Origin of the sequence: Acinetobacter sp. CWB-B33 (assembly GCF_039655955.1) — a bacterium.
GTDB lineage: Bacteria > Pseudomonadota > Gammaproteobacteria > Pseudomonadales > Moraxellaceae > Acinetobacter > Acinetobacter bouvetii.
This window is the reverse complement of record NZ_JAGFEU010000008.1, coordinates 72,055-86,730: the sequence shown is the minus strand read 5'-3', so window position 1 is coordinate 86,730 and position 14,676 is coordinate 72,055. Positions and strand designations below refer to the sequence as shown.

The following is a 14,676-nucleotide window of genomic DNA, read 5'->3' as shown; positions in this document are numbered from 1 at the left end:
GGCAGCGCCATCCTGCATTACCGGCGGATCAGTTTATTCAAAAAATATTTTAAATAGGTCAGATACTTTGCTGGATAGTATTTAAAAGCGCCTTGAGGCTTATAATAATATTTTAAAATTGAGCGGTTGATTTTAAATTCCGCATCTAAAAAACTTTTTTCAGCATGATAAGGTTGAATCACTTTCATCATTTCTACAGCCATTTTCAAGCCATTCTGAGAAAAACTTTCATCATGAATGCGGTATTGGCAAACCACTTCAGGTATATATTTTAAAATTTTCTGCTGCTTGCTTAACTTAAGCAGCATATACCAGTCTTCGACTTTAATGCTTTCATCATAACCGCCAGCCTCAACAATATCTTTTAAATGAAACATTTGAGTTAAAGTGGGCAAGTCATGCAGATTTAATAAAATATCATTAAAACTATATTCAGTACGCGTCGATACTCTTCGATCCACCACCCGATTATTAGAATCAATTAATTCAATACCAGCAAACACACCTGTCACGTCAGGATGCTGCTCTAAATAATCAACCTGCAGCTGCGTTTTATTCGGCAGCATCATGTCATCAGAGGCGATAATACTGAGATACTTGCCCTGACAGTGCGTCAATGCTTCATTCAAAGTCGCACATAATCCTTTATTGGGGCGTGTATTAAAATAAACACGCTCAAAGCGCTGTTCACAGGCAGGCAACATTGATTGAATTTTTTCAACCGATTTATCCTTAGAACCATCATCAATAATAATCAGCTCTATACGAGAATAAGTCTGCTCTATAATGCTTTGAATGCTGTCTTCAATATAATGTTCATGATTATAGCAAGGGATGATGACCGAAACTAAAGGCTGCATTTAAGCGCTCCCTTTGGGCATAAATGCATTGCACAATTCAATCACTTTTAGCGTTTCTTCTTCAGTTTGCGTCGGCCCCATAGGCAAACTTAAAACTTGCGCGTGAATACGTTCAGTTATTGGAAAACTTAAATCATTCCACTCTTGATATGCCTGCTGCTTGTGCGGCGGAATTGGATAATGAATCAGCGTTTGCACACCGTTATCTTTGAGAAAGTTTTGCAGCTCCTCTCTATATTCAGATTGAATGACAAATAAATGCCATACGTGCTGCAGATTAGCGCTGGCATCAACCTGAATCAGCGGCAATCCGATATATGGATTTTGAATTTGATTTAGATATAACGATGCAATTTGACGCCGTTTTTCCATTTCTTGATCTAGATATTTGAGTTTGACATCCAGTATTGCCGCCTGAATTTCATCTAAACGGCTATTCACTCCAGAGAATAAATTTTTATATTTTTCGTGCGAGCCATAATTGCGCAAAGCTTTTAAAGTCTGCGCAAGTTCTGCGTCATTGGTGGTAATCGCCCCGGCATCACCCAATGCGCCGAGGTTTTTCCCCGGATAAAAACTGAAGCCTGAAGCATCACCCCAGTTCCCTGCTTTCTTCCCATCAATTTGGGCGCCATGCGCTTGCGCAGAATCTTCAAGAACCAGCAAGTTATATTGCTGAGCAATTTGCAGGATTGACGGCATATCCGCCAATTGACCATATAAATGCACAGGCAGGATGACTTTAGTTTTCGCTGTAATTGCAGCCTGAATGGCAGCTGGAGAGATGTTGAGGCTTTGCTCATCCGGTTCAACCAGCACAGGCGTTAAGTTGTTCGCAGTAATGGCTAATATGCTTGCAATATAGGTATTGGCGGGAACAATCACCTCATCGCCATCTTGCAGTTTACCCAGCTCTTTCCAGGCGCGCAGCGTTAAAATTAATGCATCTAAACCATTGGCAACGCCAATTGCAAATTCAGCGCCGCAATACTGGGCAAAATGCTGTTCAAATTTTTCCAGTTCTTGACCGCCAATATACCAGCCAGAATCAAGCACACGGGTGCATGCCTCTATCAGCTCCGCTCTATACTGCTGGTTTATCGTTTTTAAATCTAAAAAAGGAATCATAAAAACCGCTCTTTCAACTTTCTATTTAAAGGTTTTTCAATATATTTAAATGCTGCCGCACTCAGCGCAATAGAGCTAAGGATAATCATCAGCGACAGCAATAAGCCATCAATGTTTAAAGCATATTGCATGACTGCATATTCAGCCGTCCGGATCACCAGCAAATGGATTAAATAAAAGCAGAAACTGATTTCGCCTAGCCAAACCATATGCTTACTGGAGAGGAATCGATTCAGGAACGCAGGCTGTTTTTCCTCACTGGACAGTGCAAAGGAAAGTATGATCAGAACCATAGGAAGCCAATAATACACTGAATATCTTAAGCCCATATCTGCAAATTGATGCAGTGCAAAAAATACAATAAAGATCATCAATGCCGCAATTTCAAAATACTTTAATGACCCGCTGTTAACTTTGAACGTCTCTTTCAATTTTAAGTACGCGTGAAACAGCATCATTCCCAAAAGAAAGTCTGAAAATCTAATGAGCGGAGAAATATACAGCCAGTAATGCTTCTGCTCTTCGGATAAAAGAACATTCAGCATCAATATGATTGCGAATAACGTTGCAAATAGCGCGAGTTTTGCTTTTTGTCTTAGCAGCAGGATAAAAGGAAACAACAGATAGAAAAACATTTCATCTGAAATACTCCATGAAGGTGCATTCAATGAAAAGAAAATTTTCTCGCTCGGGAAAAAGCTTTGTATTAACAATACATTTTGCGCCACATATTTCCCGCTGCCGCCAATCAGACTGCTTAAAATCAAGGCCGCGAGCATAGTCACAAAATGCATCGGATAAATTTTTGCAAGCCGAGCAATGAAAAATTCTTTTTTGGTAATTCTTTTCTCTGCGAACTTATTCTCGTAGTTATAAGCCAGAATAAAACCACTCAAAATAAAAAAGAAACTCACCCCTAAAAAGCCTTCAGCAAATATGCTCTCAAATATATGCCGATAATTGTCATCACCTTTTAAAAAAGAAAGATGACTCAATAACACAAATAATGCAAAAAAAAATCTTAATGAGGTGAGCGGTTTTATCATTTTTCAACAAAACCCTTTATCACCGCAGGATTACCGACAACAATTGCATTATCAGGGACATCCTTAGTCACTACAGCTCCTGCCCCCACCATTGCCTTTTTACCAATTCGGATTCCAGGCAAAATAGTGGCATTCGCGCCAATGCTCGCGCCGGCTTCTACCACTGTTCTTAAAAACTCTTCCGGATACTGCTTTGAACGGGGATGCTTATCATTGGTAAAAGCAACGCATGGGCCAATAAAAGCATTATCTTCAATGGTAATGCCGTCCCAAATAAATACCCCAGACTTCACAGTGACGCCATCACCAATCAGCACATCATTTTCAATCAAAGTGTGAGCACAAATATTGCAGTTTGCTCCGATTTGAGCTTGCGCCAAAATCACACTATATTGCCAAACACGTGTATCCATGCCGATTTTTTGTGTCTGCACATCCGCTAAAGGATGAATAAAAGGCTTATGGACTTCTTTTAAGAAAGCCTCATAGCTGCGGATATAGTCAGACTCATCATAATGATCACTGGCCAAAACCAATAATAAGCAGTCATCTGAAAAGTCATGCATTTCATGCCAAACCAGAGGTGGAATCCGCAGTCCTTTATTGGCGCCTTCCAGCCAGACTTCCTCTTTGTGCTTACCATTATCCATCACCATTTTGCACTTCCCTTTTAAGCAGAAAGCAATTTGATGAAGCGCTTTATGCGCATGAAAGCCACGGGGAACATCGGCTTGAGTATCGAAAATGTAATAGAGCCTTTTCACTTCAAAAGGGATATTTTTATTTGACTCTGCTACAACCAGAGCACCTCTCTGATCGCCCAAATCCGGCAATTCAACCCATTCAATTAAATTCATTGCCAGCTCCGTCTTGCACCAAAGAAATCAAATACTGGCCATAATCATTTTTACTCATGCTTTGGCCAATTGCTAAAACCTGTTCCTTGCTTAACCAGCCTTGATTAAATGCAATTTCTTCTAGGCAGGCCACTTTATAGCCTTGGCGCTTTTCCAAAGTTTCAACAAATTGAGCTGCTTCCAGCAAACTGCTGTGCGTGCCTGTATCCAGCCAGGCAAAACCGCGCCCCAATAGCTCAACGTTTAAATCGCCGCGCTCAAGATACATTTGATTGACTGTGGTAATTTCCAGTTCACCGCGGTCGGAAGGTTTCACCTGTTTGGCGATTTCAATCACGTCATTATCGTAAAAATACAGGCCTGTAACCGCAAAATGAGATTTAGGATGCTTTGGCTTCTCTTCCAGAGACACGGCACGGTGCTGTTCATCAAACTCAACCACGCCAAAACGCTCTGGATCTTTCACTTGGTAGCCGAATACTGTTGCGCCTTTGCCGCGCGCAACCGCTTGTTTCAGCATTGGGGTAAAACCTTGACCGTAAAAAATATTATCGCCAAGCACCAAGCAGACATTGCTGCCGCCAATAAATTCTTCACCAAGAATAAAAGCTTGAGCTAAACCGTCTGGACTCGGCTGAACCGCATATTGCAGGCGGATGCCCAATTGCGAGCCATCGCCCAGCAAACGTTCAAAACTGTCTTTATCTTCAGGTGTTGTAATAATGAGGACATCCTGAATACCTGCCAGCATTAACACAGACAGCGGATAATAAATCATCGGCTTATCATAAATTGGCAAAAGCTGCTTAGATACGCCTTTAGTAATCGGATATAAACGTGTTCCTGAACCGCCTGCGAGGATGATTCCTTTGGTTTTTATTGACATTATGATTGCACACCTAATCGTTCACGCTGATAGCTGCCGTCCTGTACGCGTCGGCACCACTGTAAATTATTCAAATACCACTGCACGGTTTTACGCAGACCGGTTTCAAAGGTTTCTTCGGGTTTCCAGCCTAATTCTTTGGCAATTTTGGAAGCATCTATTGCATAGCGCAAGTCATGCCCTGGGCGGTCTGTTACATAGGTAATGAAGGATGCATAGGAAAGCTGATCTGCCCGCGGCTGCAATTCATCCAGCAACGCGCAAATGGTTTTCACCACTTCAATATTCTGCTTTTCGTTATGCCCGCCAATATTATACGTTTCACCGACCTGTCCCTGCGAGGCAACGCGGTAGAGTGCGCGTGCATGGTCTTCCACAAAGAGCCAGTCCCGAATTTGCTGGCCATTGCCATAGACTGGCAAAGCCTTGCCTTCTAAAGCATTCAGAATCATCAGCGGAATCAATTTTTCCGGGAAATGGTAGGGTCCGTAATTATTTGAACAATTCGTCACAATCACCGGCAAGCCATAAGTTCTATGCCACGCGCGAACCAAATGATCTGAACTGGCTTTGCTGGCCGAATATGGAGAACTTGGCGCATAGGAAGTCGTTTCGGTAAATAAATCGTCTGTGCCTTCTAAATCGCCATACACTTCATCCGTCGAGATATGATGAAAACGGAAACTGTTTCTCTTATCAGCTTCCAGCGGCATCCAATATTTGCGCAGGACTTCCAGCAGGGTATAAGTGCCGACGATATTGGTTTGGATAAATTCGGCTGGACCGTCAATTGAACGGTCGACATGTGATTCAGCGGCTAAATGCATAACGATATCTGGCTGAAAGCCTGAAACAGCTTGTTCTAATGCTGCTGCATCACAGATGTCTATTTGTTGAAAAGAGTAGCGCGCATTATTTTCTACGCCTATAAGAGACTCTAAATTGCCTGCATAAGTCAGTTTATCAATATTTAAAACTTCATCTTCTGTATGATTAATTATATAGCGAATCACGGCAGACCCAATAAAACCTGCTCCACCAGTAATTAAGTATTTCATTCTGTGCTTATCCTGACACGTTATGAGCATCATAAATATGTGATATTTGGCTGTGCATTCTATAACTTTTTATAATCTGTTTATATGGATAGAATACTTTATTTCCTTATTTTTTAAATGCTTCTTTCCTCTCCTGCATCAAAATCCTCCATCCTATTCAGCTTTATTCGCATGAATAAAATCAATACGTTATATATTTTCCCACAGGTTTTAATTGCCCCTTAAAAATTATAGAATACGCCATAGCAAACAATAAACCTTCGACATTCACATGGCTAAAATCTTAATTCTATGCATTACCTTAAAAGACAGCATTGAAAGACAATCAAATATTGCTCAGCAAATTGAAGCGCTGAAAAAAGCAGCTCCAGATATTCAAGTCGATTTTCAGTTTTTCGATGCCGTCTACGGAAAAAAGCTGCCGCCTGAATACATCGTATTTTTAGATTTAAGCCGTCAATTTGCAGGACAATGTGAACATGCCTTAGGCCCAAGTGAGTTCGGCTGCTATTTAAGCCATATGAAAATCTGGCAGCGCCTGTCCCAAGGCGATTATGTCGCTTATGACCGGGTTATCATCCTTGAAGATGATGTCATGGTGAATTTAAACTACATCAATGAAAAACTAAAATCGCTGATCCACACCAATCCTGAGTTTGCATTTTTAAGCGGCAATACTGAACCTTCACGGCGCCGAATCCGCGGCTACAGCAGCGATGATGGGCTGTATTTCAACTTAGCCGGGCCTAAAGATTTATACACAGGCGCATATGCATATTCCTTGACCCCTGAAACTGCGAAGCACTTCATTGAAAAGCAGATTAAAAAACTCACCTATTTAGATGACTGGACTTATCTGCTTCAAGGCAAAGCAACATCTCCCTACTATTATTGTTTTGAGCACAATGATGATATGGAAAGCAATATTGCGCCTGACCGCCAAATCTTCATGAAGAAGCCAAACCGCTTTAAGAAAAACTTTAGAAAAATGAAAAATGATGTCATTTCCCGCATTATTTCTCTTTTTCTATTCAAAAAGATTGTCCGCTTAGCAAGTTTTCTTTCAAACCCAAAGAACGCTTTAAAAAAAGCCGAGCCTAAAAAGATTCATCAGGACTGAACATGAAACGCTTTTTATTTATACAGGATCATCTGCATGGCGGCGGCGCAGAACAGATTTGCATTGATACGGCTGCGGGATTAAAAGAGCGCGGGCATGAAGTCACCGTCCTGCTGCTGGATGGCACTCAGATCCGCACACAATGCCCTGCTGACCTGCCATTGATTCAATTCAACATTGCCCCTGAGTTTTTGCAAGGCAGCATTAAAAAAAATAAATTAAAAAAAGTCAGTGCAGAACAGCAGCAAAAGCTGCAGGACATCATTGCTGAATTAAAACCGGATACTATTTTTGCAGGGCATTCTCACGCTTTTTGGCTCTCTCCTATTTTATCGGGCAATGTCTGGTACTGGGTGCATGGCGATACTTTAGGCCTTGTGATGAAAAAGGGACGCGGCTTTTTTAAATATCTGGAAGCGCTGAAAAAATTTATACAGTGTAAACGCGCCTGCAACTTCCTGTTCCAAGGCAAGCAAGTGGTTGCTGTGAACCAAGATATTGCCGACTTACTGCATAAGCATGTCCCCAATGCCGCCGTAAAAGTCATTCATAACGGCATTCATATTCAGCGTCTAACGCAAAATATTGATCTGCACTGCCCCTCTGAAAAAAAATGGGATGCCATTTTTGTAGGCCGTTTATCTGAAGAGAAACAGCCTGAAGCCGCTTTAAAAGCATTTGCGCAAACCCAGCTGACTGGACGCATGGCAATTGTTGGCGATGGCCCGATGCTGCATGATTTAAAACAATTAGCCGCCGCGCTGAAGCTTGCAGACCGTGTGGATTTTTTAGGCTGGCAAAACCATCCAAGCCAGTTTATTCGGCAAAGCCGCTGTTTAATTTTATCGTCAAGAACTGAAGGCTCTCCGCTCATCGTTCCTGAAGCGCTCATTTTAGGCACCCCGGTTGTTGCCTATAACTGCTGTGAAGGCGTGGAATACCAGCTTGCGTCTGGAGAACTGAAGCGCGGCCTCGTTCCTTTGAATGATTTACAGGAACTTGCCCAGCAGCTTCAGTCTATTGTTGAAACCCCGTATTGCATTACCCTAGAAGATCAGCAACGTTTAGGAATGGATGTAATGATCGAGCAGTTCGAAAAACTGTGAATGAACTGAATTGCATTCTTCAAACTGAGTTTTAAATTATGTCTTTATCACGCGCATTATTAAAAAAATGGTATAAACACCAGCAAAAACAGCAAGCCAAGAAATTTGATTCACATTGGTACATACGCTTTGGCTGGCTGGATCAGCCGCTGAAAAACCAAGAACACCTCAAGAACCTGTTTGAAATTCATTCGCCGCGCAAATTCACTTTTGCTGACTGTTTCTATGCACAGGAAGAGAACCGCCATTTCATTTTTTTTGAAGAAGTCGACGATGTTCATCCCGTCGGCTTTTTATCTGTCTTGGAAATCTTTAAAGACGGCACCTATACCGAACCGCAAACCATTCTCAAACTGGATTACCATCTTTCCTATCCATGCGTCTTCAAGGTTGAAAATGACTGGTACATGATTCCAGAAACCAGTGCCAAGAGAACGGTTGAACTGTGGAAATGTGTTGAGTTTCCACTGAAATGGGAAAAACACGCCAATATTTTGGAAGGCATAGACGCCGTCGATACCACGCCATTTTTTCATGAAGGCCTGTGGTACTTATTTACATCGACGCGGCGCAATTGTAAAAAGTTTGGCGACCGTTTAGATTTGTTCTTTACCGAAGACATTCTCAATCCCAACTGGCAAGAGCATCCGCAAAACCCGGTGTGTCAAGGCCATCAGCAGTTCCGCATGGCAGGCAAGCCCTTTATCTATAATGGCAAACTGGTCCGTCCAAGCCAAGACTCATTAAAGCGCTATGGCGGCAATATTGAACTGAAAGAAATTTTAGAACTCAGTCCAACTGCCTACAAAGAACAGCTTTTAGAAGTGGTTTTGCCAGACTGGAATGCTGAAGATGATGGCTGCCATACCATCAATACCGAAGAAAATTTTGTGGTGCTGGACGCCATCCGGCTTTCAGCCAAAAAATAATTCGAAGGGTTAAGCGTGCTGCAGCAGCTGCTCATAAATCTTGAGCGTTTGCTGCGTCATCGCCGCTACCGTCAATTCATTTTTGGCGCGGGAAAATAAAGGAGCATAATCTCTTTTAGCCTGTTCAGACAGCGCATTTTCTATCGCCTGATGCAATTGATCCGCCTGTCCAATTTCAGCCAAATACGCTTCAGGCAGCCACTCAATCACCCCATTCACTTTGGTAGACGCCATGGCCTTATCCGCCTGCAGCGCCTCGACCATCACCAGCGGAAAGCCTTCACGGTCTGATGAAAGCACCACTATATCTGCAACCTGAATCAAATCACGCGCATCGGTACGGAATCCCAAAAAAGCGGCCTGATGCTGCATCTGCTGCTGTACCGCTTGAGCTTGCAGGGAAGCCCGCAACGAGCCATCCCCCACAATCCAAAGATTGGCATCTATCCCCTGCATGGCCTTTAACAGCAGGCTGATATTTTTAACCGGCTCTAAGCGGCCAATGCACATGACGATTTTTTGAGTGCGGTCCATTTCAGCATGCTGTGCATAAATTTCTGCTTTCAGCGACTGTTTTTGCTGATCCGAAAGCGCCGGCTGCGCATAGACACCGTTATACACCACATGCGCTTTTTCGGCAGGAATGCCTTGTGTCAGTGCTTGACTCACCGCAATCACTGCATCCCCTGCTGCATAAATCGCTTTATTCTTTTTTGTGCCGTGCACGGTGGTGACAAATTTTACCGGTTTCAGCCAGCTGCGGATTTTGGACAGGAGTTCCGCTGCCTTGCCCGCCTGCGCATGCACAATATCCGGCTGAATTTGATTAATCAGTGTTTTTAATTGCCAAAGCAGAAACAGATTCCAGCGGCTGCGGGCAAAATCAACGGCATGGAAATGCACCCGTTGATTGAATTTTTCTGCATAGCAGGGATGCGCCAAAATATGCACGTCATGCTGCAAAGACATTTCATTGGCTAAATTGAAGGTATGCTGCTCTAAACCGCCTATGCCGCCGCTGGTTGCCAGAACCTGTACAATCTTCATGACTTGCCCTGTTTTTTCTTGGCTGCATTCTGATGCTGTTCAAACAGCTTGGCTTCTTTTAAAAAGGCATAGAAGGCGTTAATCATGCTGTTTACAAAGCCGCGCCAGCCATTGAAGCAACTGCGGCGGATAAAGTAGGATTTTAAGAAGGTCACGGGCATCACCAAGCTCAATTTCAGCAGGCTGGGCTTTTTGCCTTTTTGAAATTTTTCAGCGGCCTTTAAATCTGAATACTGATTATTTTTTTCAACTTTGACAAAAATGCTCGACTCGCCGTAATGATAAATGTCCCCTTCCGCTTTGATGCTTTGCCCATCGACAATGACATTTTCATGGACTTTATTTTCAAGGTCATACTGCCCTTTGCTTTTGCGGAAAAAGCGCACTTTGGCATGCTTTTTCGTGTGCTTGCTGTTGGGCACCCCTAAAAACACATCGTTAATCGGCGTGATTAACGCATCAATTTGATTGGCTTGAATGGCGCGTTCAATCTCTGCTTTTAACTCAGGAGACAGCACTTCATCACCGTCTAAATTCAGCACCCAATCATTCTTGCATTGCGCCAAAGCCAGGCTTTTTTGACCTGCATAGCCTTGCCAGTCCTGATGTAAAATCCGGGTATTTGGAAAAGACTGCGCAATCGCATAAGTATCATCGGTACTGCCGGAGTCCAGAATAATCACTTCTGAAAAATCGCGGACACTTTCTAAAGTATCCTGCAGCCACGCGCCGCAATTCAAGGTCACAATATAAACACTGCAAGGGATCATAATTTATAGCGTCCTTTAACCATAGCAATGCGCATTTGCAGGGCATTCATGGCGCCATGCGTACTAACGCGCGGAATATTGAATTGATTCTCTGCCGTATAGGCTTCTACTTTTTTGCGCGTTGACACCGCATTTTTAAAGCCGATTTCTTGCGCCATCTGCTGATGCTTTGCGTTAAAACGGCCAAAAGGATAAGCAAAGCTTGGGCAGCGGCCCACCAGCGCTTCCACATCCTGCTTAGATGCCTGCATTTCTGCAAAAGCGTCTTCATCAGACAGTTTCAGCAAATTCACATGATGCTGCGTATGCGCGCCAAATTCAATCACGCCTGATTCAGACATCTCGCGAATCTGTTCAGCATTTAATTTCTCAATGCCTTCTATTTGCGTTGCTAAATAAATCGTCGCTTTGGCCTTATATTTTTTCAGCAATGGATAAGCATATTGGTAATTGTCCAAAAAGCCGTCATCAAAAGATAAGGCAAAAACATTGCGCTGACCTTGATACTGGTCCAGTTCAGAAACAAAGCAAAATGTGGCTTTCTTTTTGACTAAATATTGCAGCAGCTGTTCAAATTTAGCCGGCGGCATATTCATGCCTGATGCCTCTGCATGCGGCGTCACCTGATGCAGCATCACCACCCTTGGCAATTTTGCGCTGCGCAGCGGCAGCCAAAAGGTATAATTGCCCAGCAGATAAAGCACTGCCGCAAAAAGAGCTAAGCCGGCAACCGCATACAAAAACCACATTATGCGTACACCTCGTGCGCCCATTCATACGCTTCTGACAAAGGCTGATCAAAAGTCACTTCAATCATAAACTGAGTAATCCGCTGGCCATTAAAGCTGCTGCGGGTTTTATTCCAGCCTGCTACTGCAATTTTTTTCGCTTCGTCCGGATGATCCGCATAATGCTTAATTTTCGCAGCCAAATCATTCTGGTCATCAAAATACACCACTTCCTGCTCAGTATAGAGTTTGTCAAAGCCAGGGATGCGCGGGCTGAAAGTCAGCAAGCCATTGCCTGTCAGCTGCACAATACGGTCTGAACTGTACAGCGTCACATCATTCTTCCGTGAATAATTCAGCCCCATGCGGGTTTCCGACAATACTTTGTAATAGCCCTTGCCGTAGACGCCGGGCTGTTCAAAACAGCCATAGTATTGATATTGGACTTTATTCTCTGACAAGGTCGCCGCCAGATCTTTCAGAAATTTTTCGCGTTCAGGTTCTTTGTACACCACACCGCAGAAAATAAACTCTTTATTAATCTGCTCTGATTCAAACTGTTTCAGCACTTCCACATTGCGGTGCCCCACATTCGGCATATAGGCCACTTTTAGATGCGGCTGCTTTAATTTCTGCAGATATTCCCCGCCCGTTGTACAAAAAATTGCATCCAAATACGGTGAAAACTCGCGAACAAAACCCAGCTTATGTTCCAAATACAGCGGATCGACATACCAAAAAGCAATTTTTGTCTGCGGAAATTGCTGCTTAATTTCTTTCAGCACTGTGGGGCTCATTAAATCGCTGTGTCCAATCAGCACCAAATCAGGCTCTAGATTATTCACAATTTTTAGAATTTCTTTATTGGCCCAATTGGCGCCTAATTTTTTCGTTTTGAAAATTGTGCCCATGCGCGCCATATCGCGGAAGCTGAAATCATAAACAAAATGTCCATTTTCAGTTAAGCCAGCCGAAATTTTACGGTCTGTGCAATAAAAATGGGCGCCCTGTTTATTAAAGCCAAAATTCGCAATGTGTAAGATTTTCATAAATCACTCAAATACAATCAACTGTAGTATTGCCAAGCCGGCATATTCTAATATTCAGGGTAAAAGGATAGCATAAAGCACCCATGCAGACAGCAGTAAACTTCCATCTCCAAGGCGGCCAAGCCATGCAGCGGCAAGACACCGCACTGAATAACATGCTGAGACTTTACAAAATTTTAGCTGAGCTGCAAAAGCTTAAGCGCTATCCGCTGCGCCTCTTCAAACGGTGTATTTTCTGCAAGCTGCGCGATTTCAAACTGCTTTGAAACGATGTTTTTTTCCAGCAGCGCATCCACCGATTTAACAATCCGGTCTTGTTTTAAGCGGTCAATCTGAATCACGCCGACCCGGCACCCTGCGGTTAAAGCTTCATAAATCATCGAGACACTGTCTTCAGTCACCCAAACAGCTTCCGCCTGCTGCATTTCTTCAAAAATCCAGCCTTGCGGCGTTTGCTCAACTGGAAAAATCTGCAGCTGTCCGGCAAAAGGCTGCTCATTTAAAAGATCCAGAAAATCTGTCGGGGTACGGCGCGAGGTCGTTAAAATAATTTCTGCCTGCGGGTTTTGTTCTGCAATTTGCTGAGCAGCATGCAGAACTTTTTCATTATCCCATTGATGCCGTTTAGACGATCCGCCTAAAGCAATTAGAATCCGATTCGGGTGATGGCGCTGTTCATTGATAATTGGGTTCAGCGCCCCTTTGCTTAAAACCACATTACCAAGCTCAGCCACGCCATCATGTTCTGGAATAATCACATGATCAAACCAGCTGAAAGGGAAATTCGGCTTCATTAAAATGACCGTTTTGGCTTGCGGAAAAACTTTACCCAGCAGCAGCACCCTCAACTGGGTATGGCTGCCAACTCCAATAATATAATCCGGCGCCAGGCTCACGGCATTTATGCGATGAGTGAACATGCCCACGCACAGGCCAAGTATTGGCAATTGCGCAATGGAAATTTCCTGAAAACTGGCTGACTGCGCACTGTTGCGCTGAATGGCTTTATATAAGCCCACAGCCTGAGAGCGGTGTCCAGCTTTTCCATCACTCACATAGACAATATGCATAAAGCCACCGCTCCATTCCGCCAAGATAAACACTGATCTCAATAAAAAAGGCGGAACTTCCATTCCGCCTTTTCATCTTAACCGATCAGCTTATTTTACGTAAGTTAACCAGTGCGCATATTTAGGGTCTTTGCCTTGTACAGCATCGAAATATGCTTTTTGAATTTGCGTTGTGATCGGGCCGCGAACGCCTTCACCGATTTGACGGTCATCATATTCACGGATTGGCGTTACTTCAGCCGCTGTACCCGTAAAGAACGCTTCATCCGCAATGTAGAATTCATCACGGGTGATACGGCGTTCAACCACTTCAAAGCCAAGGTCTTTAGCGATGGTGATAATGGTTTGACGGGTAATGCCGTCCAATGCGCCGCCTGCGATATCAGGGGTATGAATCACGCCGTCACGCACCAAGAATACGTTTTCGCCAGAACCTTGACATACATAGCCCTGAGGATCGAGAAGCATTGCTTCGTCATAGCCTGAATGCGCCACTTCCTGATGCGCAAGAATCGACAGCGTGTAGTTGCCAGATGCTTTTGCTTTACACATGGTCACGTTCGGGTGATGGTGTGTAAATGAAGACGTTTTCACGCGGATGCCTTTCGCCATCGCTTCTTCGCCAAGGTAAGCGCCCCAGCTCCACGCTGCAACAACAGCATGAATGGTATTATCAGTTGCCGCAATGCCCAGCTTTTCTGAACCGATAAAGATAATCGGGCGCAAGTAGCAAGACGCTAATTTGTTTTCACGAACCACATCAATTTGAGCCTGTTCCAAAGCTGCCTGATCAAATGGAACTTTCATTTGATAAATTTTTGCAGAATTGAGCAAACGCTTGGTGTGTTCTTTTAGACGGAAAATAGCCGTTCCATTCGGAGTTTCATAGGCACGGACACCCTCAAACACACCCATACTGTAGTGTAAAGTATGTGTTAAGACGTGAGTTTTTGCTTCACGCCAGTCAACCAATTGTCCATCTTGCCAAATAAAACCATCACGATCAGCCAAATTCATGGCAC

General features: G+C 43.5%; 15 protein-coding genes. 3 read left to right on the top strand and 12 right to left on the bottom strand.

The features are described 5' to 3' along the window. Nucleotides 1-17: 17 nt before the first annotated feature. From JZ784_RS16740 to rfbB, 6 genes are read right to left on the bottom strand one after another with little or no spacing between them, the layout of a single operon-like run. The gene (locus tag JZ784_RS16740) at nt 18-860 is read right to left on the bottom strand and encodes a glycosyltransferase (protein WP_346315678.1); all 843 of its coding nucleotides are present in this window, start codon (nt 858-860) and stop codon (nt 18-20) included. Next, the gene (locus tag JZ784_RS16735; RefSeq protein WP_346315677.1) at nt 861-1,988 is read right to left on the bottom strand and encodes a DegT/DnrJ/EryC1/StrS family aminotransferase; all 1,128 of its coding nucleotides are present in this window, start codon (nt 1,986-1,988) and stop codon (nt 861-863) included. After that, nucleotides 1,985-3,034, bottom strand: a complete 1,050-nt coding sequence (locus tag JZ784_RS16730; RefSeq protein ID WP_346315676.1) for an acyltransferase — start codon at nt 3,032-3,034, stop codon at nt 1,985-1,987. Before JZ784_RS16730 ends, JZ784_RS16735 begins: the two co-directional genes overlap by 4 nt. Further along, entirely contained in the window at nt 3,031-3,891 is an 861-nt protein-coding gene (locus JZ784_RS16725) for a WxcM-like domain-containing protein (protein ID WP_346315675.1), read from the bottom strand. The genes JZ784_RS16730 and JZ784_RS16725 overlap by 4 nt, the downstream gene beginning before the upstream one ends. Then, nucleotides 3,878-4,777 carry a glucose-1-phosphate thymidylyltransferase RfbA gene (rfbA, locus tag JZ784_RS16720; RefSeq protein WP_346315674.1) on the bottom strand — a complete coding sequence of 300 codons (900 nt, stop codon included), beginning with the start codon at nt 4,775-4,777 and terminating at the stop codon, nt 3,878-3,880. The genes JZ784_RS16725 and rfbA overlap by 14 nt, the downstream gene beginning before the upstream one ends. After that, on the bottom strand, nt 4,777-5,835 hold the full coding sequence (rfbB, locus tag JZ784_RS16715) for a dTDP-glucose 4,6-dehydratase (protein ID WP_346315673.1): 1,059 nt from the start codon (nt 5,833-5,835) through the stop codon (nt 4,777-4,779). Before rfbB ends, rfbA begins: the two co-directional genes overlap by 1 nt. Before the next feature lie 271 nt (nt 5,836-6,106). On the opposite strand from rfbB, the gene JZ784_RS16710 reads away from it, so the two are divergent. The 3 genes from JZ784_RS16710 to JZ784_RS16700 are packed head-to-tail and all read left to right on the top strand — an operon-like array spanning nt 6,107 to nt 8,990. Further along, nucleotides 6,107-6,955, top strand: coding sequence for a glycosyltransferase family 25 protein (locus JZ784_RS16710; RefSeq protein WP_346315672.1), 849 nt, complete (start codon nt 6,107-6,109; stop codon nt 6,953-6,955). A gap of 2 nt (nt 6,956-6,957) precedes the next feature. Further along, nucleotides 6,958-8,061: a glycosyltransferase gene (locus JZ784_RS16705; RefSeq protein WP_346315671.1), complete on the top strand. Its 1,104-nt coding sequence runs from the start codon at nt 6,958-6,960 to the stop codon at nt 8,059-8,061. 38 nt (nt 8,062-8,099) lie between these two features. Continuing rightward, nucleotides 8,100-8,990: a hypothetical protein gene (locus JZ784_RS16700; protein ID WP_346315670.1), complete on the top strand. Its 891-nt coding sequence runs from the start codon at nt 8,100-8,102 to the stop codon at nt 8,988-8,990. Nucleotides 8,991-8,999: 9 nt separating this feature from the next. Here the strand turns inward: JZ784_RS16700 and JZ784_RS16695 are convergent, their stop codons facing one another. The 6 genes from JZ784_RS16695 to JZ784_RS16670 form a co-directional block, all read right to left on the bottom strand. Then, complete coding sequence (locus tag JZ784_RS16695; protein ID WP_346315669.1) at nt 9,000-10,037, bottom strand: glycosyltransferase; 1,038 nt, start codon at nt 10,035-10,037, stop codon at nt 9,000-9,002. Next, nucleotides 10,034-10,807: a glycosyltransferase family 2 protein gene (locus JZ784_RS16690; RefSeq protein WP_346315668.1), complete on the bottom strand. Its 774-nt coding sequence runs from the start codon at nt 10,805-10,807 to the stop codon at nt 10,034-10,036. The genes JZ784_RS16695 and JZ784_RS16690 overlap by 4 nt, the downstream gene beginning before the upstream one ends. After that, on the bottom strand, nt 10,804-11,559 hold the full coding sequence (locus JZ784_RS16685) for a polysaccharide deacetylase family protein (protein WP_346315715.1): 756 nt from the start codon (nt 11,557-11,559) through the stop codon (nt 10,804-10,806). The genes JZ784_RS16690 and JZ784_RS16685 overlap by 4 nt, the downstream gene beginning before the upstream one ends. Further along, on the bottom strand, nt 11,556-12,584 hold the full coding sequence (locus tag JZ784_RS16680; protein ID WP_346315667.1) for a glycosyltransferase: 1,029 nt from the start codon (nt 12,582-12,584) through the stop codon (nt 11,556-11,558). Before JZ784_RS16680 ends, JZ784_RS16685 begins: the two co-directional genes overlap by 4 nt. Before the next feature lie 176 nt (nt 12,585-12,760). Next, entirely contained in the window at nt 12,761-13,654 is an 894-nt protein-coding gene (locus tag JZ784_RS16675) for an ELM1/GtrOC1 family putative glycosyltransferase (protein WP_346315666.1), read from the bottom strand. A gap of 90 nt (nt 13,655-13,744) precedes the next feature. Beyond that, nucleotides 13,745-14,671 carry a branched-chain amino acid transaminase gene (locus JZ784_RS16670; RefSeq protein WP_130146248.1) on the bottom strand — a complete coding sequence of 309 codons (927 nt, stop codon included), beginning with the start codon at nt 14,669-14,671 and terminating at the stop codon, nt 13,745-13,747. Nucleotides 14,672-14,676 lie beyond the last annotated feature (5 nt).